The sequence below is a fragment of the Sphingobium sp. 3R8 genome (assembly GCF_020166615.1).
In the GTDB taxonomy this organism is placed as follows: domain Bacteria; phylum Pseudomonadota; class Alphaproteobacteria; order Sphingomonadales; family Sphingomonadaceae; genus Sphingobium; species Sphingobium bisphenolicum.
Map to the genome: position 1 here is coordinate 36,855 of NZ_JAIQXR010000008.1, position 20,752 is coordinate 57,606.

Here is a 20,752-nt window from a genome sequence, read left to right on the forward strand (position 1 = left end):
CGGCGACTGCGGGCGAAGCCGCCCGTGGATGGCTATGCGGGAGATGACGGGTGAATAGCAAATATCGATCGACCATGCTGGCGGCTCTCCTGCCCATCCTGTTGGTGGCGGGCTGCGCCACCGCGCCGGGCCAGTCTACCGCGCCGACCGTGCCATCCGCCCGCTATGTCGCCTTGGGCAGCTCCTTTGCCGCCGGACCGGGGGTGACGGTATCGGCGGACAATCCCGCCACGCGCTGCACCCGGTCGAAGGATAATTATGCGCATCAACTGGCGCGCCTGCGCCAGCTTGATCTGGTCGACGTCAGTTGCGGCGGCGCCACCACCGCGCATCTGCTGGGGCCGTGGAAGGAACTGGCGCCGCAGTTGGACGCACTGACGCCCGATACGGCGCTGGTGACGATCACCATCGGCGGCAATGATGTCAGCTATGTCGGCTATTTGTTCGTCGAATCCTGCAAGGGTGCGGAGGATCGTCCCGCCCTCGCGAAAGCTTTCGCCATGTGCAAGGCTATGACGGCGCGGCAGCCATCCTTCCCGGCACCCGCCGTCCCGACAGACGCGGACTGGTCGAAACTGGCCGCCGATCTCGATCGGATCGCGGCGGAGGCTCGCCGTCGTGCACCGCAGGCCCGGATCGTTTTTGTCGATTATGTCACCTTGCTGCCATCGGGCGCGCCATGTCCGCAAGTGCCTTTGTCGGGGCAGGCGCTTGCCACGGCGCAGGCGACGGCCGATCGATTGGCGCGCCTGACCGCCAGCGTGGCGAAGCACAATGGCGCCGACGTGCTGCGTGCCTCGACATTGTCGCGCGGGCATGATGCCTGCGCGGCGCAGCCTTGGTCGAACGGCTTCGTCGCGCGTCCCGGCGTCGATCCGTTCACGCCCTATCATCCCAATCTGGCGGGCATGACCGCCATCGCGACGGCGCTCGACCGCATGCTGGGGCGATAGAGCGAGGGGAACCGCCGCATCCCTCCAAGCATTGTGAAACCCAGAAACACTATGGAGGATCATCTCATGGCGGATTATCAGGAGCGTCCCGCGACGACCACGACAACGGTCATAGAGAAGCGTGGCGGCGGTGGCACGACCTTCGCCATCCTGTTGCTGGTTGTGGTGGTCGCCGTCGCGGCCTTCTTCCTGGTCACCAGCCAAACCAGCAAGAATCAAGCGGTGGAAGGCGCGGCGGATCAGGTCGGTCAGGCGGCCAGCGATGTCGGTTCCGCGGCCAAGGATGCCGTGGGCGACAAGGGCCAGTAAAGGGTATTCGCCGAGGGCGATGCATTGGATAGCGCAGGCCGCTTTGCAAAAAGGCGGCTCTCCTTTTTCCGCACGACACTGTCGCAGAAGGCCAATAAAAAGGGACGCTCCGATGATCGGAGCGTCCCTTTTCCTTTTTCAGCCTGAGCGGCCGGCTTGTCAGCCTTCGACCTTGGCATATTTGGGTGCGGCTTCGTTCAAGATGCGCAGGATCTTCTTGAGCGCGGTCGGCTCATCCGTTTCTTCCATCGCGGCGAGTTCGCGGGCGAGGCGGCTGGACGCGGCTTCGAAAATCTGGCGTTCGGAATAGCTCTGCTCGGGCTGGTCGTCGGCCCGGAACAGGTCGCGGGTCACTTCGGCGATCGACACCAGGTCGCCCGAATTGATCTTCGCTTCATATTCCTGCGCACGGCGCGACCACATGGTCCGCTTGACCTTGGGCTTGCCCTTGAGGGTTTCCATCGATTCCTCAAGCGTCTTGTTGGAGGACAGCTTGCGCATGCCCACGCCTTCGGCTTTATTGGTCGGAACGCGCAGCGTCATGCGCTCTTTTTCGAAACGGAGCACATATAGCTCCAGCTCCATGCCCGCGATCTGCTCCTTTTGCAGTTCGATCACACGGCCAACGCCGTGCTTGGGGTAAACGACATAATCACCAACGTCAAAGGACAGCGCCTTGGCAGCCATTTGATACCTTTCCAATTCAACCGGGGAACGGGCCGTCGCGGGGCAGATGTGCAAGAGACATATGCCGGGAGGTCCACGGCGCCACCGTCAAGACATGAAGCGTATTCTCCAGGGTCGGGCAGGGGGATGTCCGACCGTTGGAGCGCTATTTAGCAGATTCGTAACAAAATTACCACCCCCGGACATGAAGGCCGGGAGTGTGGCGCAAAACGGGACGCAGGATGGGCGGCGCGGGCCGCCCGGATCAGTTGCCGGCGCCGGGCTCGGGCGAGAAGAATTTCTCCAGCTTGTTCTCGACGCCGCTCATTGCGTCCGCATCTGCAGGGGCGTCGCCCTTGACCGTGATATTGGGCCATTCGGCCGAGAATTTCGTGTTCAGCTCCAGCCATTTTTCAAGGCCATTCTCGGTATCGGGCAGGATCGCCTCGGCCGGGCATTCCGGCTCGCACACGCCGCAGTCGATGCACTCGCTGGGATTGATGACCAGCATGTTTTCGCCCTCGTAGAAACAGTCCACGGGACAGACCTCGACGCAATCCATATATTTGCAGCGGATGCAGTTGTCGGTCACGACATAGGTCATTGTCAGGGCACTCTTGGCTTGGAAAAACGCGGTCCTGCTATGCCCGGCGCGCGCGAAGGTCAATGAGGATATTGTTGCCCGGTGTTTAGGACCGGTTTGGCCGGGCGGACGGCCGAAGTTCACACCGTTGCAGGGCGCCGTTCTTCGCGTATTTCAAAGGATGCGATGACGCTATCCCTGATGGCGCGAGCGTTCACGCGCCGACCGTCAGTTCCTCGTAGCAGGCTTGCGCTTCGGGGGCGGGGCCGCGGCGGGTGGGGAGCTGGATCACGCGCACCACGCGCACGGCGTCGCCATGGGGGAAGGTGATGAGGTCGCCCGCGCGCACCGGCGCGTGGGCGCGCTCGATGCGGCGGCCGTTGAGGCGGATATGGCCGTCCTCGGCCAGTTTCTGAGCCGCCGAACGGCTTTTGGACAGCCGGGCGAACCAGAGCAATTTATCGATGCGCAGCGTCGGCCCATGGCCGATGCCGGTCACCGGGTCAGCCATTACGGCCGAGCAGGTCGGCGAGTCCCGCAAAGGCGTTGTTGACCGGGGCCGGGCTGCTGCGATGCGCCGGGGCGCCCGCACGATCGCGCTGTTGGCGCTCTGCGCCGGACTTGCCGCCACCGCGCTTGCCATCGCTGGATGGGCCGTCGCCCTGCTTGTCGGCGCGGCGCGGGCCGCGCGATTGCTGCGCCCGTTCGGGGCGCGGCTTCTGCCGACCCTTGAACACCCAGTTCGCCGCATTGACGGTCGGGGCCTCGACGGGCTCGGCGGGCTCTGCGCCTTCGGCCGGTTCTCGGCCTTCGCTCGCTTCCACGGGCGCGACCGTTTCTGCGGCCGGTTTCGGCGTTGGCGCTTCGACCGGGCGGAAGCCGGCGAGGCGCATCAGTTGCAGGAACGAGGGTTCGGACAGGCCCAGCGACACGATCTGCGGGCTGACATGGGTGAAGGCTTCGTTCCTGGCGATGGTTTCATGCGCGGTGCGCGCCATGCGTTCGGCCATGTCGATGCGCAGCATCTGGTCGCCAAAGCCGCGGAAGCCGGCGATGCGCGCGCCCATCTGTTCGAACTTCTCGCCCGCGGGAATCAACGTCAGGCCGGCAGCGGGCAGCGGCAGGCAGGGCTTGCCGATGCGCGCGGCCAGCAGGGCGGAGCGCCAGCGCGCCGCGCCCGGCTTCAACAAGCCGGGATGATAGATGTCGAGCACGCCGATATCGATGCCCGCCTTGCGCAGGAGGTGGCGCTGGTCCTTGTCGAGATGGCCGAGCGCCGAATCGAGGTCGATCCGCGCGATAACGCCGCCCGCATCGCCCAGTTGCGCGAACACGGCGCGGACCACGGCGGGCACTTCGGGGTCGAGCGCACTGTCGTTCATCTTGACCAGCGGCAGGAGATGCTTCTGCTTCTGCGCGTCGAACCAGGCGGCCAGGCGGGCGGCGACCTGTTTCTGGACGTCCTGATCCAGATCGAGAATCGCGCGATCCAGCCGAATTTCGGGCGCGAGCAGGGCTGGCCCCGCCAGCAGCGTCGCCACCGGCGTTTCGCCCCAGGCGATGCGTGGGGCCTGTCCCGCTTCGTCCATGAGCGCGAAATCCGTATCTGCCGCGCCCACCAGTTCGTCTGCCTTCACTCGCAATACCTTTCCAAGGCGCCGTTCCGCGGCCGCCAGCAACATCTTTCGATCCTGATGTCGCGTAGCGGGATCGACCGAGAATCGGAAGCCGTCAAGTTTTCCGATCGTCTCGCCATCGACACAGACGCGCCCATCCGGGTCCACCGTCACCGGCAGGTTGCTTGCATTCTGCCCGATATCGCGCAGCAGGACCGAGGTGCGCCGGTCCACGAAACGCTGCGTCAGCGCGGCGTGCAACGCATCGGACAGTTTTTCCTCCAGCGCGCGGGTGCGCTCCGCCATCTCGGCGGGATATTCCAGCCAGTCCGGGCGGTGGGCGATATAGGACCATGTCCGCGCCGCTGCGATCCGGCCCGACAGCGTGTCGATGTCGCCCTGCACCGAATCGAGTCGCGCCAGATTCTGCGCGAACCAGTCGCGGGGAATGTAACCGTTCCCCTCCGACAGGAAGCGCCAGATGCGGCTGACGGCGCGGGCATGGTGGTCCGCGCCCAGTTTCTGGAAATCGGGCAGGCTGCTGGCGGCCCAGAGCCGTTCGACCTGGCGTTTGGTCCGCACCCGCTCGATCACCAACGGGTCTTCGGCGAGCCGCTTAAGCACGGCCAGGTCCACCGCCTGCGGCGCGGCGCGCAGTTCGGGGCGGTCGGGCCGTTCCTCCAGATCGGCGATCAGCAGGTCGAGCCGGTCGGTGCGGGGCGTGCCGTCGCGCCAGAAGAGTTGCTCGATTGGCGGGAAGCGATGCGCCTCGATCGCTTCGATCTCCTCAGGCGTGAAGGCGGCGTCGCTATCTTCGCCGCCCAGGCTACCGAAGGTGCCGTCCTTGTGATGGCGGCCCGCGCGTCCGGCGATCTGCGCCATTTCGCTGACGGTCAGGCGGCGGGTGCGGCGACCGTCGAACTTGCGCAGCGAGGCGAAGGCGACATGGGCGACGTCGAGGTTGAGGCCCATGCCGATCGCGTCGGTCGCGACCAGATAATCGACGTCGCCATTGAGGAACATCTGCACCTGCGCATTGCGGGTGCGGGGGCTGAGCGCGCCCATCACCACCGCCGCGCCGCCGCGAAAACGCCGCAGCATTTCGGCGACGGCATAGACTTCCTCGGCGGAGAAGGCGACGATGGCGGAGCGTTTGGGCAGGCGGGAGAGCTTCTTTGCCCCGGCATAGGAGAGGGTGGAGAAGCGCGGGCGGCCGATAATCTCGATATCGGGGACCAGCGATTTGACGACCCGACTGATGCTGGCGGAACCGAGGATCATCGTTTCCTCCCGCCCGCGCGCGCGCAGCAGCCGGTCGGTGAAGATATGGCCGCGTTCCGGGTCGGCGCCCAGTTGCGCTTCGTCGAGGGCGACGAAGGCATAATCCTTCAAATCATTAGGCGCGCCTCCGGCCTGCCGGCCTGCGGTATTCGTTTGTGCGCCTCCTGCCTGCCGGCCTGCGTCGATGGGCATCGATTCGGCCGTGCACAGGAAATAGCGGGCCTGGGGCGGGACGATCTTTTCCTCGCCGGTAATGAGCGCGACCTGCGCCGGCCCCTTGATCGCGACCACCCGGTCATAGACTTCGCGCGCCAGCAGACGGAGAGGGAAGCCCATCATGCCGCTGCTGTGGCCGCACATCCGTTCGACGGCGAGGTGGGTCTTGCCGGTATTGGTGGGGCCCAGAACGGCGGTGATGGGAGAACGGGCGAACTGGACCATGGTCAGCCCTCTGTCGGGGAGGACGGCGCAGGGAGCAAGGGGATTCGCCGGTTCCATTGATCGGCGCGCGCCCGTCCGGCGATAGACACGCTTCGTCGCAGGGGGCGATGTCATCGCAACGTCTTTATTTGACTTTAACCCTGTGCGTTCACAACAGTCCCGCCCACGCATGGCGCGGGGGACGTTGCCGGCGCAGCAATGATAACAATGCCTTTGGGGTCGCGGGTTTGTTTCAGGAAAGCCAGTTCGGGTCGCAGCAGGGCGGCGCATCCATGTCGCTGTGGATGGCCGATGCGCTGGGCCGTGCGCCCATGGCGGCGCCGAAGGATTGGCGGGCACGGTTGCGCGACTGGGCCGATGAGGTCGAGCTGGTCCCGGACCTCGCCGAGCGGGTGGGCAGCCTCACCTGGTTTCGTGGTCTTTTCACCTGTTTCGGCCTGTGCGCCACCGCCCTCTATCTCTCACCCGGTTTCCAGCCGATTCCCGGCCTGCCCGGCGCGCGCCTGGACGACGCGCATTATGACGAAGTGCGCAGCCAGATGATGACGCCGCTCGCTCTGGGTGCGGACAGCGGCCGGCATATGGGCGCAACCGATGCGGTGCAGCCATTGCGTGAAACGCCCGAACGGCCCCAGATCGAACTGAGCGCCCAGATCGGCAGCAGCGACACGCTGGGCCGCGCGCTGTCGCGCGCCGGGGTCAGCAGCGGCGACGTGGCGACCATCGCCGCCATGGTCGGCGGCGACATCAGCGACGGTGTGAAGCCTGGCACCGCGCTCGACATCATCCTGGGCCGCCGCGTGAGCCGCGACCGGCCCCGGCCGCTCGACAAGCTGGCGTTTCGCGCACGGCTCGACCTGGCGCTGGAACTGACGCGGGCGGGCGGCGTGCTGTCGGTCAAGCGCATCCCGATCCGCGTCGACAATACGCCGCTGCGCATCCAGGGCGTGGTCGGCGACAGCATCTATCGCTCCGCCCGCGCATCCGGCGCGCCGCCCAAGGCGGTGCAGGCCTTCCTGCGCGTGATCGCGGGGCAGGTCGATCTGGGCGGCATCGGCGCGGGCGACCGTTACGATATCGTAACGGAATATCGCCGCGCGGAAACCGGGGACGTCGAGGTGGGCGACCTGCTCTATGCCGGGCTGAAGCGCGCGCGGGGCAAGTCGGTCGATATGCTCAAATGGACCAGGGACGGCCGCACCGAATGGTTCGAGGCGTCGGGCGTGGGCGAGCGGCGCGGCGTGCTGTCCGCCCCGGTCGCCGGGCGCATGTCGTCGGGCTATGGCCAGCGCCGCCATCCGATCCTGGGCTATACGCGGATGCACGCGGGCATCGACTTCGCGGCCCGCTATGGCTCCCCCATCTATGCCGTCACCGACGGCGTGGTCGCCTTTGCCGGGCGGCATGGCGGCCATGGCAATTATGTCCGCATCCAGCATGGCGGCGGCCTCGCCACCGGCTATGCGCATATGAGCCGCATCGCCGCGGCGCCGGGCCAGCGGGTGCGACGCGGCCAGGTGATCGGCTATGTCGGCTCCACCGGCCTGTCGACCGGGCCGCATCTCCATTATGAACTGTATCGCAACGGCGCGACGGTCAATCCGCTGTCGGTGAAGTTCACCACCACCGCGCAACTGGCGGGGGCGGAGCTGGCGGCGTTCCGGGCGCGGCTGGCGCAATATCAGGGGCTGCGCGTGGGAATCCACGAGGCGTTCGCGCAAAAGGCCGCGGCGAATCCGGCGGCGGCGGGCAAATAAGCGGCTTTTCGCACGCCGCCCGCTCCGCTTTTCCTGTTTTTCCGCATTCTGCGAGTCGTCGTCTGTTCCAGCCGACTTGAGAATGTTCTAGGGCGCGGCGATGACTGGTTCCATCACCGCCATCCTGCTCGCGGGCGCACGCCCCATCGCCGATCCGCTGGCCACCGCCGCCGGGGTGCCGGTCAAGCCGCTGGTTCCGGTCGGGGGCGAACCGATGATCAACCGCCCCGCCCGCGCGCTGCTCGACCATCCGGCGATCGGGCAGGTGATCGTGCTGACGCAGCGGCCCGACGTCTTTGCCGCCGATCCGGCTACCGCCTGGCTGGCCGACCATCCGCGCGTGCGGTTCGAGACGGGCGGGCAGGGGATCGCCTCGTCGCTGCTGGCGTTGCTGGAGCGGGGCGACCTGCCGTTTCCGATCCTGCTGACCACGGCGGACCATGTGCTGCTCGACCGGACGATGCTCGACCAGTTCGTGGCGGAAGCCGGCGGTGCGGACATCGCCGTCGCCATGGTGGAACGGGCGACATTGCTGGCGCGCTATCCCGATTCGCGGCGGACCTGGCTCAAATTCCGCGATGGCTGGTGGTCGGGCGCGAACATTTTCTGGTTCGGCAGCAAGAAGGCCCGCCCGGTGATCGCGCTGTGGCAGGAGGTGGAACAGGACCGCAAAAAGGGGTGGAAGATATTGGCCGCGTTCGGGCCTTTCGCCCTGCTGGGCGCCCTGTTGCGGGTGTTGACGCTGCGCGGCGGCATGGCGCGGATCGGACGTAAATTCGGCCTGACCGCGCGGCTGGTGGCAATGGACAGCCCGGAAGCGTGCATCGATGCCGACAAGCCGGCGGACGTGACGCTGATCGAGGCGATTCTGCGGGGGTAAGTGAAAAGGCCATGTGTTCCCGCCTTCTCGGGAACACATGGCGCTTTTCTATTTCTCGACTGCGCTCGATACGAACGGTAGGCCTATCACCGTCGAAAGCTCTCCGCCGCGGCGCAGGCGAGCGCATCGGCGCGCTCATTTTCCGGGTGGCCGGCATGGCCCTTGACCCATTGCCAGGTCACCTGATGGGGGGCGATCGCCTTCACCAGCAATTGCCAGATTTCGACATTCTTGACCGGCTTGTTGTCGGCGGTGCGCCAGCCGCGCTTCTGCCAGCCGAAAATCCATTTGGTGATGCCGTCCAGCACATATTTGCTGTCGGTGTAGAGCGTGACCTTGCACGGTTTCTTGAGCAGGTTGAGGGCCTCGACCGCCGCCATCATCTCCATGCGGTTGTTGGTCGTCTGCGCCTCGCCGCCGGAAATCTCCTTTTCGGTATCGCCAAAGCGCAGCACCGCGCCCCAGCCGCCCGGACCGGGATTGCCCTTGCAGGCGCCGTCGGTGAAAATGTCTACGGTGGGGAGGTCGGTCATGGAAACGAAAACCTATATTTCCGCTGGCCCTGAGCTTATCGAAGCGCTTTCCTTTCTTCTGAGAAGAATAGGGCTTCGACAGGCTCAGCCCGAACGGCTTGCAATTATTGACCCAGCAGCGCCGACGGGTCGGCGCTGGCGTAGAAATCCAGCCGGCGCAGATAGGCGAGCGGATCCTTGCGCGTCACCAGCGCGTCGGCCGGGGTGTTGATCCAGTCATAGGCGCGGGTCAGCAGGAAGCGCAAAGCCGCGCCGCGGCACAGGATCGGGAAGGCGGCGCGTTCGGCTTCGCTCAGCCCATGGGCCTCCGCATAACCCGCACCGATCGCCGCGCCGCGCGCGCCATACCAGGTCGCGCCGTCATTGCTGAAGCACCAGGCGCTGTGGGTGACGGCCAGGTCGTAGGCGCGGATATCGGTGCAACTGAAATAAAAGTCGATGAGGCCGGTCACCTCTTCGCCCAGCATCAGCACATTGTCGGGGAAAAGGTCGGCATGGATCACCGACCGGGGCAGGTCGGCGGGCCAATGGGCGTCGAGAAATGCCAGTTCCTCGCCCACGCGCGCGGCAAGGCCGGGCTGGATCCGGTCGAAATCCCCCCCGCATTTCGCCGCCAGCGCGTGCCAGCCGGCGATGTCGAGGGCGTTGCGTCGTTCGCCCGCAAATCCCTGCGCCGCCTTGTGCAATTCGCCCAGCGCCACGCCGGCGGCGCGCGCCTGTCCGGGGGTGGGTTCGGTGACGCTGATCCCGGTCAGAAATTCGATCAGGCAGGCGGGGCGGCCGGAAAGCTGCTGGAGTCGGCGGCCTTCGCGATCGGCGATGAAGCGGGGCACGAGGCAACCGCGCGCGCCCAGATGATCGAGCAGGTCCATGAAGAAGGGCAGGTCCGCCTCATCCACCCGCTTTTCGTAGAGCGTCAGGATGTAGCGATGGCCGCTTCCGTCCGCCCCGGTGGTTTCCAGCAAGTAATTGCTGTTCTCCACCCCTTCGGCGATGCCCTTGGCCGATACCAGCCGGCCGGCGTCGTAGCGGGTGAGGAAGGCGTCGATCTCTTCGGCGGGAACATGGGTGTAGACGGCCATGGTTCAGGCGGCCTCCAGTCCGCGGGGCAGCTTGAAGGCGATCGTCTCGCGCGCGGTTTCCACCTGCTCTTCCTCGACGGTGAAGCGTTCCGCCAGCCGGTCGACCACTTCGCGCACCAATATCTCCGGCGCGGAGGCGCCCGCGGTCAGGCCCAGCGTGGTCACGCCGTCCAGCCAGGCGAAGTCGATCTCGCTGGCGCGCTGGATCAGACGGGCGGGGGTGCCTTCGCGTTCCGCCACTTCCACCAGCCGAAGAGAGTTGGAGCTGTTGGGCGCGCCGATGACGTAGAGCGCCTGGCAGCGGGCGGCGATCGCCTTCACCGCGGTCTGGCGATTGGACGTCGCGTAGCAGATATCCTCGCCCTTGGGTGCGGCGATGGTGGGGAAGCGGCGTTCCAGCGTGGCGACGATTGCGGCGGTATCGTCCACCGACAGCGTCGTCTGGGTCAGGAAGGCGAGATTGTCGGGGTCGGCGGGCGTGAAGGCTTCGGCGTCCTCGACCGTTTCGATCAGGGTCATCGTGCCGTCGGGCACCTGGCCGAAGGTGCCGATCACCTCCGGGTGCCCCTTATGCCCGATGAACAATATGTGGCGGCCCGCCGCGACCTGCCTTTCGGCCTGGCGATGGACCTTGCTGACCAGCGGGCAGGTAGCGTCGAGATAGGACAGGCCACGCGCTTCGGCCTTGGCCGGGACCGCCTTGGGCACGCCATGGGCGGAAAAGACGACCGGCACGCCGTCGGGCACCTGGTCAAGGCTTTCGACGAAGATCGCGCCCTTCGCCTTCAGCCCGTCGACGACGAACTTGTTGTGGACGATTTCGTGGCGGACATAGACCGGCGCGCCATAGGCCTCGATCGCCCTTTCGACGATGATGATCGCGCGATCGACCCCGGCGCAAAAGCCGCGCGGCGCGGCGATCAGGAGCTTCATCGGCGGGCGGGCGGAGGGCGCGTGCGTCATGCCCTGCCGCTTAGGCGAATGTGCGGCCGGAAGAAAGAGCGAACCAGCCAGATGGAAGGCGCGGATCGGAAAGCCGCGTCTTTATGTGTTGAAGGGATGGGCGGTTGCGTGGCGGGCGGCGGATGGATAAGGAAAGCGCGGAGCTTCTGGCCCGTCGGCCCGTGCGAAGGAATATCTGCCTGTGAAAGTGTCTCATATCGCCGTGACTGCCATGCTGGCCCTCGCTCTGGCCGGCTGTTCGCGCCGGGGCGAGATCGACGCGACCGGCGGCATCGTCGCGGTGCGTTCGGCCTGCCCGACAGCGGCGATCCCGGCGCAGACTGGCGACATCACGCTCTTTAGCGCTCCAGGCCGCACCGACGCGGCGGCGATCGACGTGGTGGCGGAAATCACCAATCTGCGCTCGACCTGCGCGGAGAGCGATCAATTCTATACCGAAGCGACCTTCACCGTGAATGCGCGGCGTAGCGACGCCAGCGCGGCGCGGCAGGTGACCTTGCCCTATTTCTCCGCCGTGGTGCAGGCCGGCACCAATGTCGTCGCCAAGCGCGTGGGCCAGGTGACGCTGAACTTTGCGGCGGGCGATTATCGCGCCAGCGCGCAGGCCAAGGCCGGTTCCTATGTGAACAAGGCGGCGGCCACGCTGCCCGCCGAGATCCAGACCAAGATCACGCAGAAGCGCAAGGCCGGCGACGCCGACGCCGCGATCGATCCCTTCGCCCAGCCCGACGTCAAGGCGGCGCTGCAGCGAACCAGCTTCGAGCTGCTCGTGGGTTTCAACCTGACCCAGGATCAGCTCCGATATAACGCGACCCGTTAAGCCCGCTAAATTATCTCCGTTCGGGCTGAGATGAAGTCGAAGCCCGGCACTGAGCGGAGCGAAGTGGCTTCGCCTTCGGCTTTGCCAGGCCCTTCGACTTCGCTCGGGGCGAACGGACGTTGAAGGAAATGCCCGTGTCCCTTTACACCCGTTTCATCGCCCATCTCGACGCTGTGCTGGACGCGCTGGAGGCCGAGGGCGTGCTGCCCGCCGGCCTCAACCGCAAGCCGGTGACGGTCGAGCCGCCGCGCGACCCCAGCCATGGCGACCTGGCCACCAACGCCGCGATGGTGCTGGCCAAGCCTGCGGGCACCAATCCGCGCGCGCTGGCCGATGCGATCGTGACGAAGTTGCAGGCGCTGGACGAGGTTGAGAGCGCGGCGATCGCCGGTCCCGGCTTCATCAACCTGACGCTCACCGATCCGACCTGGCGCGCGGAGCTGGCCGCGATCCATGCCGATGCCGCCGATTATGGCCGGTCCGATATCGGGCAGGGCGTGACCGTCAATGTCGAATATGTGTCGGCCAATCCGACCGGGCCGATGCATATGGGTCATTGCCGCGGCGCGGTGGTGGGCGATGCGCTCGCCACGCTGCTGGAATATGCCGGGCATAAGGTGACGCGCGAATATTATATCAACGATGCGGGCGGGCAGGTGGACGTGCTCGCCCGGTCGGCGCATCTGCGCTACGCGCAAGCGCTGGGCGAAGATGTCGGCGCGATCCCCGAAGGCCTGTATCCCGGCGATTATCTGGTGCCGGTGGGACAGGCGCTGGCCGCCGAATATGGCGACCGGTTCGTCGGCGCCCCTGAAGCCGACTGGCTCGTGACCTTCCGTACCTTCGCGGTGGCGAAGATGATGGACATGATCCGCGACGATCTGGCGCTGCTGGGCATCCATCACGACATCTTCTCGTCCGAAGCCGAGTTGCAGGCGGCGGGGAAGCCGGACGAGGCCGAAGCCTGGCTGCGCGCGCATGACCTGGTCTATGACGGCGTGCTGGAAGCGCCCAAGGGCGAACTGCCCGACGACTGGGAGCCGGTGGAACTGCCGCTGTTCCGCTCGACGAAGTTCGGCGACGATCAGGATCGGCCGATCAAGAAGTCGAACGGGTCATGGACCTATTTCGGCGCCGACATGGCCTATCATTACCAGAAGGCGCAGTCCGCCGACCAGTTGATCGACATCTGGGGCGCGGACCATGCGGGTACGGTCAAGCGCATCCAGGCCGCCGTCGCCGCGCTGACCGAGGGCAAGGCGCGCTTCGACGTCAAGCTCATTCAGATGGTCCGCCTGCTGCGCGACGGCGAGCCGGTGAAGATGTCCAAGCGGGCTGGCAATTTCGTGACGCTGGCCGATGTCGTGCAGGAAGTGGGCAAGGATGTGGTCCGCTTCACCATGCTGACGCGCAAGGCCGATGCGCAGATGGATTTCGACTTCGCCAAGGTGGTGGAGGCGTCGAAGGACAATCCGGTCTTCTATGTCCAGTACGCCCATGCGCGGATTTCCTCGCTCGGCCGGCGGGCGGAAGAGGCCGGGATCGTCCTGCCGGCGCCCGACCTGTCCCTTCTTGGGACGGCGGAATTGGCGATCGTCAAGCTGGCGGCGCAGTTCCCGCGGGTGGTGGAAGGGTCGGCGCTGGCCCGCGAACCGCATCGCGTTGCCTTCTATCTCAATGACTTGGCCTCCGCCTTCCATGGCTGGTGGAATATGGGCAACGACGATCCGCGCGCGCGCGTCATAGTGGCCGACGATCCGGCGCTGACCGCCACGCGGCTTTTCCTCGCCCAAGGAATAGGGCAGATTATCCGCAACGGCTTGGCGCTCATGGGCGTTGCGGCCCTGACGGAAATGCAGTGAGGCGCGGGAAATGAGCGATTATGCGCGTGGGCGACTGGATCTGGACGATGAGGATCGTCTGCCCTGGCTGGAGCCGGCTATCGACGACGACGGTGACGAACCGATCTCGCCGCTGCGGCTGCTGGGCCTGATCCTGCTTGGCCTTGCGCTGATCGGCGCGGTGGTGGCGGGCGTCTGGTGGATGCAGAACCGCAATGGCGGCGGTGGCGCTGGCGAGGGGCGGTTGATCGCCGCGCCGACGCAGGATTACAAGATCGCCGCCAACGAGGCCGACGCCAAGAAGTTCGATGGCGAAGGCGATGCCAGCTTCGCCGCCAGCGAAGGTGTGCAGCGCGATGGCCGCATCGACCCGAGCCGGGTGCCCGAAGCGCCGATCGCCAAGACAGCGCCTGCGCCCGCCGGTCCTGCGCCAGCCGCTCCGAACAAGCCGGCCGCCAGCGTGACCGCGCGCGTGACCGACGAAACCGGCGTCCGCCCGGCGCAAGCGCCCAAGGCGGCTGCCGGTGGCGCGATGATCCAGCTCGGCGCCTATGGCAGCGCGTCAGGCGCCAAGGATGCCTGGACCAAGCTGTCCAAGCGCTTCGCCTATCTCGCCCCGCTCGCCATGACGGTGGAGCCGGCCCAGGTCGGCGGCGGCACCGTCTATCGCTTGCGCGCGAGCGCCGGTGGCCAGGCGAGCATGATCTGTGGCAAGCTCAAGGTCGCCGGCGAAAGCTGCATGGTGGTCAATTAACGGCGTGTCGGCGGGGTAGGCGGGATGGCGATCGGGTGGACAATAGCACCGGCCTGATCGACAAGCCGTCATGGCCGACAAGAAACTGACCCGTGATAGCATCGCCGCCGCCGCGCTGGACCTTCTCAATGAGCAGGGGCTGGACCAGCTCAGCCTGCGCAAATTGGCTGCCCGGCTGGATGTGAAAGCGCCCTCGCTCTATTGGCACGTCGCGGACAAGAATGCGTTGCTGGCGTTGCTGGCGGAAAGCGTGTTCGTTGATTGCCTGGCGCGTATTCCGGCGGGCGCGCATTGGCGCGACTGGCTGCGCGCTTTTGGCGAGGCGCTGTGGCAGGCGCAGAAGCACACGCGCGACGCCGGACGGTTGATCCTGATGACGGCGCAGGACGAGGCGGTTCTGGTGCGGATGGAGCACGCCGTCCTCGCGCCCTTGACCGCACTGGGTTTGAGCGCGCCACAGGCTTTGTCGATGCAGGCGTCGGTTCAGGCGTTCGTCACCGGCTGGACCAGCTTTGCCCAAGGCCCGAATGCGGCCTATTTACAAGCCCATATGTCGATCGATACGGCCTTTGCGCAGGGGCTGGACGCCTTGCTGCGCGGGTTCGATCACACCATTGACCCTGAAAACTAACAGTGTTAGTCTAACATCGTTAGTTTGATCGGGGCCAGCGCCAAAATCGCGCGGCCCGTGATACAGGGAGAGGCGCATATGTATCCATTTCGGGAAGGCAGCTTCGCGGTTCGCAACGGCTGGTATGTCGCGGCCTTCCGCAACGAATTGGGGCGCGACCTGATCGCGCGCACGATTCTCAACCAGCCGGTCGTCCTCTATCGCAAGGAAGATGGCGAAGCGGTCGCGGTAGGCGGGCGATGCCCGCACCGGCATTTTCCGCTCGGCAAAAGCTGCCTGACCGGCGACACGATCGTCTGCGGCTATCATGGCATCGCCTTCGGGGCCGATGGCCAGTGCGTCGATATCCCCAGCCAGAATGTCGTGCCGCGCGCCTATCGCATACCCAGCTATCCCCTGGTCGAACATGGGCTGTGGGCGTGGATCTGGATGGGGGATGCGGACAAGGCGGATATATCGCTGCTGCCCGATCTGGACGAGATCGGCGTCACCGCGCCCGGCATGGTCGCGCGGCCTTTCTATGTGCAGGAGGTGCTGGGGCGCTATCAATTGCTCAACGACAATCTGCTGGACCTATCGCACCTGGCTTATCTCCATGCCAGCAGCATCGGCACGGCCGAAAATGCGTCGGCCCCCGAAGTGCTGACCAAGAGACCGGGTTTCCTGAGTTGCCGCCGCACGATGCGTAATGCGGATGCGCCGGCGGTGATGGCGGCCGCGGGGCGCTATGCCGGCAAGATCGACCGGGTGACGGGAATGGACTTCTACCTGCCCGGCTTCCATGCCGGCATCGGCGATATGGCCTATCCCCAGGATCATGCCGAGCATCCGGGCGAAACTATCGTAACCAGCCGGGTCTTTCATGCTGTGACGCCTGCGACGCACGGAAGTTGCATCTATTTCTTCGCCATGGCCTCCGAGGATGAGGCGGGGATGGATTTCATGTTCGACTATCTGCGCCCGGTGCTGGAGGAGGACAAGTTCGCCACCGAGGAGATTGAGAAGATGCTGGCGGTGATCGGCGAAAATCCCGACGAGCTGCTGATCAAGACCGATCGCAACGCAGTGGAGGGTCGGCGGATGCTACAGGCGATGATGGACGCCGAACGCGCCGTGGCTGCCGAGCCGCTACCGGCCTGACAAAGGCCACGCCACGGCTGCCGTCGATTATGGCGGCCATGGCGATTCTGCTTCGACAGCGCGCGTTAGGGGCGCTAGTCTGCCGCCCATGAAACCCGTCATCTTCGGTCTGTCCGGCGAAACCCTGACCGGCGACGAGCGCGCCTTCTTTGCGGAGGCGCAGCCCGCCGGTTACATCCTGTTCAAGCGCAATATCGCCGATCGGGCGCAGTTGCGCGCGCTGACCGAAGAGCTGCGCGGCCTGCATGGGCGCGACAACCTGCTGATCATGATCGATCAGGAAGGTGGCCGGGTGGCGCGGATGCAGGCGCCGGTCTGGCCGAGCTTCCCGGCGGGCGCGCAGTTCGACCGGCTCTACGATCTTGCCCCGTCCAGTGCGATCGCGGCGGCGCGCGCCAATGCCCGCGCCATCGCGCTGACTCTGGCGGAAGCGGGCATCACCGTCGATGCGCTGCCGCTGTTGGACGTGCGGCAGGAGGGCGCGAGCGACATCATGGGCGACCGCACGCTGGGTGCCGACCCGATGCGCGTCGCGGCGCTGGGCCGCGCCACGCTGGAGGGGCTGGCTGAAGGCGGCGTGGTCGGCATCGTCAAGCATATGCCGGGCCATGGCCGGGCGATGGTCGACAGCCATCTCGACCTGCCGGTGGTGACCGCCAATCTCAACGCGCTGGAAACCGACCTGGCGCCGTTCCGCACGCTCAACCAGGCGCCGATCGGGATGACCGCCCATGTCGTCTATACCGAATGGGATGCGCAGCGCCCCGCCAGCCTGTCGCCGACGATTATCGGCGAGATCATCCGGCAGCGGATCGGCTTCAACGGGCTGCTCATGTCCGACGATCTGGACATGAAGGCGCTGAAGGGCAGCATACCCGACCTTGCCGCTGGCGTGGTCGCGGCGGGATGCGATCTGGCGCTCAACTGCTGGGGCCGGATGGATGATATGGTCGGGATCGCGGCGCTGTTGCCGGAGATTACGGACAAGGCGCGCGCGCGGCTCGACCGGGCGATGGCGTCGGTCGCGCGGGGGGCGGACCAGCCACCGATCGAGGATTTGCTGGCGACGCGGGATTCACTGCTGGGACTTGTGGCGGCCTGACAGTGGACGATCTCTTCATCGCGCCTGCCATCCCCAGCCCGGAAACGCTGACCGTCAGCTTCGACGCCTGGGAAGGGCCGCTCGACCTGCTGCTCAGCCTGGCGCGGACGCAGAAGGTCGATCTGCGCGAGATTTCCATCCTCGCGCTGACCGAACAATATCTCGATTTCATCGACGGCGCGCGGGAATTGCGGCTGGAACTGGCGGCGGATTATCTGGTGATGGCGGCCTGGCTCGCCTATCTCAAATCCTCGCTGCTGCTGCCGCGGCAGGAACAGGCCGATCCCAGCCCCGAAGACCTGGCGCTGCGGCTGCAACTGCGGCTCCAGCGGCTCCACGCCATGCGCGATGCGTCCGCCCGGCTGATGGCGCGCGACCGGGTCGGCCGCGATGTCTTCGCCCGGCGCAAGCCCGAAGGGCTGCGGCTGGTCAAGAAGGCGCTGTGGCGGGCCAGCCTCTACGACCTGATCCAGTCCTATGGCCAGATTCGCGCCCGCACCCAACCGGCGGTCCACACCATCGCGGTGCGGCCGGTGATGACATTGGACGAGGCGATCCAGCGAGTGGGCGCGCTGGTGGGCTCGGCGCTCGACTGGACCCGGCTCGAATCCTTCCTGCCGCCCGATCTGGACGCGCCCAAGGCGAAGTCGGCGCTTGCCAGCAGTTTCGTCGCGGCGCTGGAACTGGCGCGGCAGGGGCGACTGGAGATGCAGCAGGACGGCATTTTCGCGCCGCTCTATTTGCGCGCCGCCGCGCCGAATCAGGATGCTTTGGCATGACCGCGGAGCCAGACGACTTCCTGCGCGCGGTGGAGGCCGCGCTGTTCGTGGCGGAAACGCCGCTGACGCCGGCCGAGATCAAGCTGCATGTGGGGGAGGGCGGCGACCTCGACGCCGCGCTTGGCGCGCTGGCCGACCATTATGCCGGACGGGGCGTCAATCTGGTCGAGCGGGGCGGCCGATGGCATTTCCAGACCGCGAGCGACCTGGCCCATATCCTGCGTCGCGAAAAGGACGAGCCGCGCAAATTGTCGCGCGCGGCGATGGAGACGCTGGCGATCATCGCCTATCACGAGCCGGTGAGCCGCGCGGAAATCGAGGCGATCCGCGGGGTGCAGGTAGCCAAGGGCACGCTCGACGTGCTGATGGAAGCGGGCTGGGTGCGCCCCGCCGGACGGCGCGAAGTGCCGGGGCGGCCGCTCATCTATGCGACGACCGTAGATTTTCTGTCACATTTCGGGCTTAGCAGCCGGCGCGACCTTCCGGGCATGGACGATCTGCGCGCCGCCGGCCTGCTCGACCCGGTCGATTTGGCGCTGGAGGGTCTGGGCGGCCAATCCGTTGTGGAAAATGACGAGGAAGACGCCTAGATAGGCCTTCTGCTAGGAGTATAAAAAATGGGTTCCTTTTCGCTGATGCACTGGGTCATCGTGCTCCTGGTCGTCATGCTGCTGTTCGGCGGCGGTCGTATTTCCGGCCTGATGGGCGATGTGGCCAAGGGCATCAAGAGCTTCAAGAAGGGCATGGCCGACGACAGCGACGACGATGTGACGTCGGCCAAGCCCGCGACGCGCCTGGAAGGCCATCGCGTGCCCGAGCAGGACGCGCCGGGTGCGACGACGGCGTCCGAAGAAAAGACCAAGGCCTGATCCTCTAGCGCAGGCCGGTAGTCCCGCATGTTTGGTATCGATTCGTCCGAATTTCTGGTGATCGTGATCATCGCCGTGATCGTGATCGGGCCGAAGGATCTGCCGCGCGCCTTGTACAAGGTGGGGCAGATCGTCGGCAAGGCGCAGGGCATGGCCCGCCATTTCCGCACCGGCATCGACGCCATGGTGCGCGAAGTGGAGCTGGAAGAGCTGGAAAAGAAGTGGGCGGCGCAGAACAAGCGGATCATGGACGAGCATCCGCCCGAAGTCGCCCCGCCCGAAGCGCTGCCGGCGCCGGACGAAGCGGATGCTGGCGACAAGCCTCCCTATGTGGCGGAAACGCCGGCCGAAAAGCCGCCTTTCGTCGCCGAGTCGGCCCCCGTGACGCCCGCGGCGGCGGACGGTCCGCCCTATGTAGCGGAGGCGTCGGCGGAGCTTGGTACCCCGCCGCACAAGGGTGACGCAGCGGCATGATCGGGGATATCGACGACAGCAAGGCGCCCTTGCTCGACCATCTGATCGAGCTGCGCGGCCGTTTGCTCAAATGCGTCTATGCGCTGGTGGCGACCGGGGCGATCTGCTTCTATTTTTCCGAACAGCTGTTTGCGATCCTGGTCCATCCGCTCAAGGAAGCGTTCGGCGACGGCGGCGGCAAGCTGGTCTACACCAAGCTCTACGAAGCCTTTTTCGTGCAGGTGAAGATCGCGTTCTTCGGCGCCTTCTGCCTGTCCTTTCCGATCATCGCCAACCAGCTCTGGGCCTTCGTCGCGCCGGGTCTCTATGCCAAGGAAAAGAAGGCGCTGCTGCCTTTCATCCTGGCGACGCCCTTCCTGTTCGCGATGGGCGCGAGCCTCGCCTATTTCGTGGTGATGCCGACCGCCTTCCACTTTTTCCTGGAGTTTCAGGGCAACAGCAGCGGCCTATCGGTCGAAGCGCTGCCCAGCGCGGACGCCTATCTCGGCCTCGTCATGCAGTTCATCCTGGCCTTTGGGATCAGTTTCCTGATGCCGGTGCTGCTGATGCTGCTCAATCGCGCCGGTTTCGTCACCCGGGCGCAACTGATCGGGTTGCGCCGCTACATGATCGTTGCGGCGTTCATCCTGGCCGCCGTGTTGACGCCGCCCGATGTGGTGTCGCAGCTGATGCTCGCGATCCCGCTGCTGCTGCTTTATGAAATCACCATCGTCGCGATCTGGTTTACCGATCGCAGGGCGGCGAAAGTGGAAGCGGCGGAGGAGGCCTCGGCCTGAGCCGGTGCTGGGTTGTCTGGCGGATTGCCGACATTTCACTTCGTCATGCTGAACGTGTTTCAGCATCCATGGTGCGCCAAAAGCCTTGTCCCATTTGGACAAATGGACCCTGAAACAAGTTCAGGGTGACGATGCTTAAGAGGTGGCCCAAACCCATTATTCCACCTCATCTCCACCCCAAAAAAAGGCCCGCCGTTTGACGGGCGGGCCATGCTAGGGAGCGGGGTAGTAAACCGAAAGTCTGCGCGACCCTTAGTTCGCGGATTTTTCCACGGCCTTGCCAGCGCTCTGCACGTCGCGGCCTGCGCCTTCGACCGTGTTGCACGCGGCAACCATGAGCGATCCGGTGAGCAGCACGGCGGCCAGAATCTTCTTCGTCATCGGAAAATCTCCTCGTCAAAATCTGTGACCGGATGGCGACGCCATCGCAGTGACGAAGCAAGAACCCGCGCTGCACGGATACGTTCCGCAGGCGAAAAGAATAATGATTTCAAAGGGGAAA

Annotated in this window: 23 protein-coding genes; 15 read left to right on the forward strand and 8 right to left on the reverse strand. The window is 65.7% G+C overall.

The genetic code is table 11. The features are described 5' to 3' along the window. Positions 1-50 precede the first annotated feature (50 nt). Both K9B33_RS09530 and K9B33_RS09535 read left to right on the forward strand, forming a co-directional pair. Complete coding sequence (locus K9B33_RS09530) at positions 51-953, forward strand: SGNH/GDSL hydrolase family protein (RefSeq protein WP_224548352.1); 903 nt, start codon at positions 51-53, stop codon at positions 951-953. A gap of 66 nt (positions 954-1,019) precedes the next feature. After that, a complete protein-coding gene (locus tag K9B33_RS09535) occupies positions 1,020-1,262 on the forward strand; it encodes a hypothetical protein (protein WP_224548353.1) in 243 nt (80 codons plus the stop codon). 159 nt (positions 1,263-1,421) lie between these two features. Here K9B33_RS09535 and K9B33_RS09540 read toward each other — a convergent pair whose 3' ends face one another. The 4 genes from K9B33_RS09540 to K9B33_RS09555 form a co-directional block, all read right to left on the reverse strand. Then, positions 1,422-1,949 carry a CarD family transcriptional regulator gene (locus tag K9B33_RS09540; RefSeq protein WP_007709832.1) on the reverse strand — a complete coding sequence of 176 codons (528 nt, stop codon included), beginning with the start codon at positions 1,947-1,949 and terminating at the stop codon, positions 1,422-1,424. Positions 1,950-2,193: 244 nt separating this feature from the next. Beyond that, complete coding sequence (fdxA, locus tag K9B33_RS09545; RefSeq protein WP_224548354.1) at positions 2,194-2,532, reverse strand: ferredoxin FdxA; 339 nt, start codon at positions 2,530-2,532, stop codon at positions 2,194-2,196. Positions 2,533-2,725: 193 nt separating this feature from the next. Further along, entirely contained in the window at positions 2,726-3,022 is a 297-nt protein-coding gene (locus K9B33_RS09550) for an RNA-binding S4 domain-containing protein (protein ID WP_224548355.1), read from the reverse strand. Next, entirely contained in the window at positions 3,015-5,849 is a 2,835-nt protein-coding gene (locus K9B33_RS09555) for a helicase-related protein (protein WP_224548356.1), read from the reverse strand. Before K9B33_RS09555 ends, K9B33_RS09550 begins: the two co-directional genes overlap by 8 nt. Before the next feature lie 272 nt (positions 5,850-6,121). Here K9B33_RS09555 and K9B33_RS09560 point away from each other — a divergent pair, with 272 nt between their 5' ends. Continuing rightward, positions 6,122-7,606, forward strand: a complete 1,485-nt coding sequence (locus K9B33_RS09560; RefSeq protein ID WP_224548357.1) for a M23 family metallopeptidase — start codon at positions 6,122-6,124, stop codon at positions 7,604-7,606. Positions 7,607-7,706: 100 nt separating this feature from the next. Beyond that, entirely contained in the window at positions 7,707-8,486 is a 780-nt protein-coding gene (locus tag K9B33_RS09565) for a nucleotidyltransferase family protein (protein WP_224548358.1), read from the forward strand. Positions 8,487-8,572: 86 nt separating this feature from the next. On the opposite strand, the gene rnhA is transcribed toward K9B33_RS09565, so the two are convergent. The 3 genes from rnhA to ispH form a co-directional block, all read right to left on the reverse strand. Continuing rightward, positions 8,573-9,019: a ribonuclease HI gene (rnhA, locus tag K9B33_RS09570; RefSeq protein WP_224548359.1), complete on the reverse strand. Its 447-nt coding sequence runs from the start codon at positions 9,017-9,019 to the stop codon at positions 8,573-8,575. A 104-nt stretch (positions 9,020-9,123) separates the two neighbouring features. Beyond that, positions 9,124-10,101 (reverse strand): homoserine kinase, encoded by a 978-nt coding sequence (thrB, locus tag K9B33_RS09575; RefSeq protein ID WP_224548361.1) that lies wholly within the window; start codon positions 10,099-10,101, stop codon positions 9,124-9,126. Between the two features lie 3 nt (positions 10,102-10,104). Then, entirely contained in the window at positions 10,105-11,064 is a 960-nt protein-coding gene (gene ispH, locus K9B33_RS09580) for a 4-hydroxy-3-methylbut-2-enyl diphosphate reductase (RefSeq protein ID WP_224548363.1), read from the reverse strand. A 211-nt stretch (positions 11,065-11,275) separates the two neighbouring features. Between ispH and K9B33_RS09585 the strand changes: the two genes are divergently transcribed. From K9B33_RS09585 to tatC, 11 genes are all read left to right on the forward strand, one after another. Next, the gene (locus tag K9B33_RS09585; RefSeq protein ID WP_224548524.1) at positions 11,276-11,884 is read left to right on the forward strand and encodes a hypothetical protein; all 609 of its coding nucleotides are present in this window, start codon (positions 11,276-11,278) and stop codon (positions 11,882-11,884) included. Between the two features lie 134 nt (positions 11,885-12,018). Beyond that, positions 12,019-13,746: an arginine--tRNA ligase gene (gene argS, locus K9B33_RS09590; protein ID WP_224548365.1), complete on the forward strand. Its 1,728-nt coding sequence runs from the start codon at positions 12,019-12,021 to the stop codon at positions 13,744-13,746. Positions 13,747-13,756: 10 nt separating this feature from the next. Then, positions 13,757-14,479 carry an SPOR domain-containing protein gene (locus tag K9B33_RS09595; protein WP_224548367.1) on the forward strand — a complete coding sequence of 241 codons (723 nt, stop codon included), beginning with the start codon at positions 13,757-13,759 and terminating at the stop codon, positions 14,477-14,479. Positions 14,480-14,549: 70 nt separating this feature from the next. After that, entirely contained in the window at positions 14,550-15,110 is a 561-nt protein-coding gene (locus K9B33_RS09600) for a TetR family transcriptional regulator (protein WP_224548369.1), read from the forward strand. 78 nt (positions 15,111-15,188) lie between these two features. Continuing rightward, the gene (locus K9B33_RS09605) at positions 15,189-16,250 is read left to right on the forward strand and encodes a Rieske 2Fe-2S domain-containing protein (RefSeq protein ID WP_224548371.1); all 1,062 of its coding nucleotides are present in this window, start codon (positions 15,189-15,191) and stop codon (positions 16,248-16,250) included. Between the two features lie 88 nt (positions 16,251-16,338). Further along, positions 16,339-17,352 (forward strand): beta-N-acetylhexosaminidase, encoded by a 1,014-nt coding sequence (nagZ, locus tag K9B33_RS09610; RefSeq protein WP_224548373.1) that lies wholly within the window; start codon positions 16,339-16,341, stop codon positions 17,350-17,352. Between the two features lie 2 nt (positions 17,353-17,354). Then, a complete protein-coding gene (locus tag K9B33_RS09615; RefSeq protein ID WP_224548374.1) occupies positions 17,355-18,131 on the forward strand; it encodes a segregation and condensation protein A in 777 nt (258 codons plus the stop codon). Further along, positions 18,128-18,721 (forward strand): SMC-Scp complex subunit ScpB, encoded by a 594-nt coding sequence (gene scpB / locus K9B33_RS09620; RefSeq protein WP_224548376.1) that lies wholly within the window; start codon positions 18,128-18,130, stop codon positions 18,719-18,721. The genes K9B33_RS09615 and scpB overlap by 4 nt, the downstream gene beginning before the upstream one ends. Before the next feature lie 27 nt (positions 18,722-18,748). Next, the gene (locus K9B33_RS09625; protein ID WP_224548377.1) at positions 18,749-19,000 is read left to right on the forward strand and encodes a twin-arginine translocase TatA/TatE family subunit; all 252 of its coding nucleotides are present in this window, start codon (positions 18,749-18,751) and stop codon (positions 18,998-19,000) included. A gap of 27 nt (positions 19,001-19,027) precedes the next feature. Then, positions 19,028-19,474, forward strand: a complete 447-nt coding sequence (tatB, locus tag K9B33_RS09630; RefSeq protein WP_224548379.1) for a Sec-independent protein translocase protein TatB — start codon at positions 19,028-19,030, stop codon at positions 19,472-19,474. After that, on the forward strand, positions 19,471-20,250 hold the full coding sequence (tatC, locus tag K9B33_RS09635; RefSeq protein ID WP_224548380.1) for a twin-arginine translocase subunit TatC: 780 nt from the start codon (positions 19,471-19,473) through the stop codon (positions 20,248-20,250). The genes tatB and tatC overlap by 4 nt, the downstream gene beginning before the upstream one ends. A gap of 252 nt (positions 20,251-20,502) precedes the next feature. Here tatC and K9B33_RS09640 read toward each other — a convergent pair whose 3' ends face one another. After that, complete coding sequence (locus tag K9B33_RS09640; RefSeq protein WP_056683165.1) at positions 20,503-20,631, reverse strand: entericidin A/B family lipoprotein; 129 nt, start codon at positions 20,629-20,631, stop codon at positions 20,503-20,505. Positions 20,632-20,752: the final 121 nt, after the last annotated feature.

What these genes read in the sequence shown, in the direction of transcription:
- K9B33_RS09535 (WP_224548353.1), top strand. Translation starts at nt 1,020, where the DNA reads ATGGCGGATTATCAGGAGCGTCCCGCGACGACCACGACAACGGTCATA.
- K9B33_RS09540 (WP_007709832.1), bottom strand. Translation starts at nt 1,949, where the DNA reads ATGGCTGCCAAGGCGCTGTCCTTTGACGTTGGTGATTATGTCGTTTAC.
- fdxA (WP_224548354.1), bottom strand. Translation starts at nt 2,532, where the DNA reads ATGACCTATGTCGTGACCGACAACTGCATCCGCTGCAAATATATGGAT.
- K9B33_RS09550 (WP_224548355.1), bottom strand. Translation starts at nt 3,022, where the DNA reads ATGGCTGACCCGGTGACCGGCATCGGCCATGGGCCGACGCTGCGCATC.
- K9B33_RS09555 (WP_224548356.1), bottom strand. Translation starts at nt 5,849, where the DNA reads ATGGTCCAGTTCGCCCGTTCTCCCATCACCGCCGTTCTGGGCCCCACC.
- K9B33_RS09560 (WP_224548357.1), top strand. Translation starts at nt 6,122, where the DNA reads ATGTCGCTGTGGATGGCCGATGCGCTGGGCCGTGCGCCCATGGCGGCG.
- K9B33_RS09565 (WP_224548358.1), top strand. Translation starts at nt 7,707, where the DNA reads ATGACTGGTTCCATCACCGCCATCCTGCTCGCGGGCGCACGCCCCATC.
- rnhA (WP_224548359.1), bottom strand. Translation starts at nt 9,019, where the DNA reads ATGACCGACCTCCCCACCGTAGACATTTTCACCGACGGCGCCTGCAAG.
- thrB (WP_224548361.1), bottom strand. Translation starts at nt 10,101, where the DNA reads ATGGCCGTCTACACCCATGTTCCCGCCGAAGAGATCGACGCCTTCCTC.
- ispH (WP_224548363.1), bottom strand. Translation starts at nt 11,064, where the DNA reads ATGACGCACGCGCCCTCCGCCCGCCCGCCGATGAAGCTCCTGATCGCC.
- K9B33_RS09585 (WP_224548524.1), top strand. Translation starts at nt 11,276, where the DNA reads ATGCTGGCCCTCGCTCTGGCCGGCTGTTCGCGCCGGGGCGAGATCGAC.
- K9B33_RS09595 (WP_224548367.1), top strand. Translation starts at nt 13,757, where the DNA reads ATGAGCGATTATGCGCGTGGGCGACTGGATCTGGACGATGAGGATCGT.
- K9B33_RS09600 (WP_224548369.1), top strand. Translation starts at nt 14,550, where the DNA reads ATGGCCGACAAGAAACTGACCCGTGATAGCATCGCCGCCGCCGCGCTG.
- K9B33_RS09605 (WP_224548371.1), top strand. Translation starts at nt 15,189, where the DNA reads ATGTATCCATTTCGGGAAGGCAGCTTCGCGGTTCGCAACGGCTGGTAT.
- nagZ (WP_224548373.1), top strand. Translation starts at nt 16,339, where the DNA reads ATGAAACCCGTCATCTTCGGTCTGTCCGGCGAAACCCTGACCGGCGAC.
- scpB (WP_224548376.1), top strand. Translation starts at nt 18,128, where the DNA reads ATGACCGCGGAGCCAGACGACTTCCTGCGCGCGGTGGAGGCCGCGCTG.
- K9B33_RS09625 (WP_224548377.1), top strand. Translation starts at nt 18,749, where the DNA reads ATGGGTTCCTTTTCGCTGATGCACTGGGTCATCGTGCTCCTGGTCGTC.
- tatB (WP_224548379.1), top strand. Translation starts at nt 19,028, where the DNA reads ATGTTTGGTATCGATTCGTCCGAATTTCTGGTGATCGTGATCATCGCC.
- tatC (WP_224548380.1), top strand. Translation starts at nt 19,471, where the DNA reads ATGATCGGGGATATCGACGACAGCAAGGCGCCCTTGCTCGACCATCTG.
- K9B33_RS09640 (WP_056683165.1), bottom strand. Translation starts at nt 20,631, where the DNA reads ATGACGAAGAAGATTCTGGCCGCCGTGCTGCTCACCGGATCGCTCATG.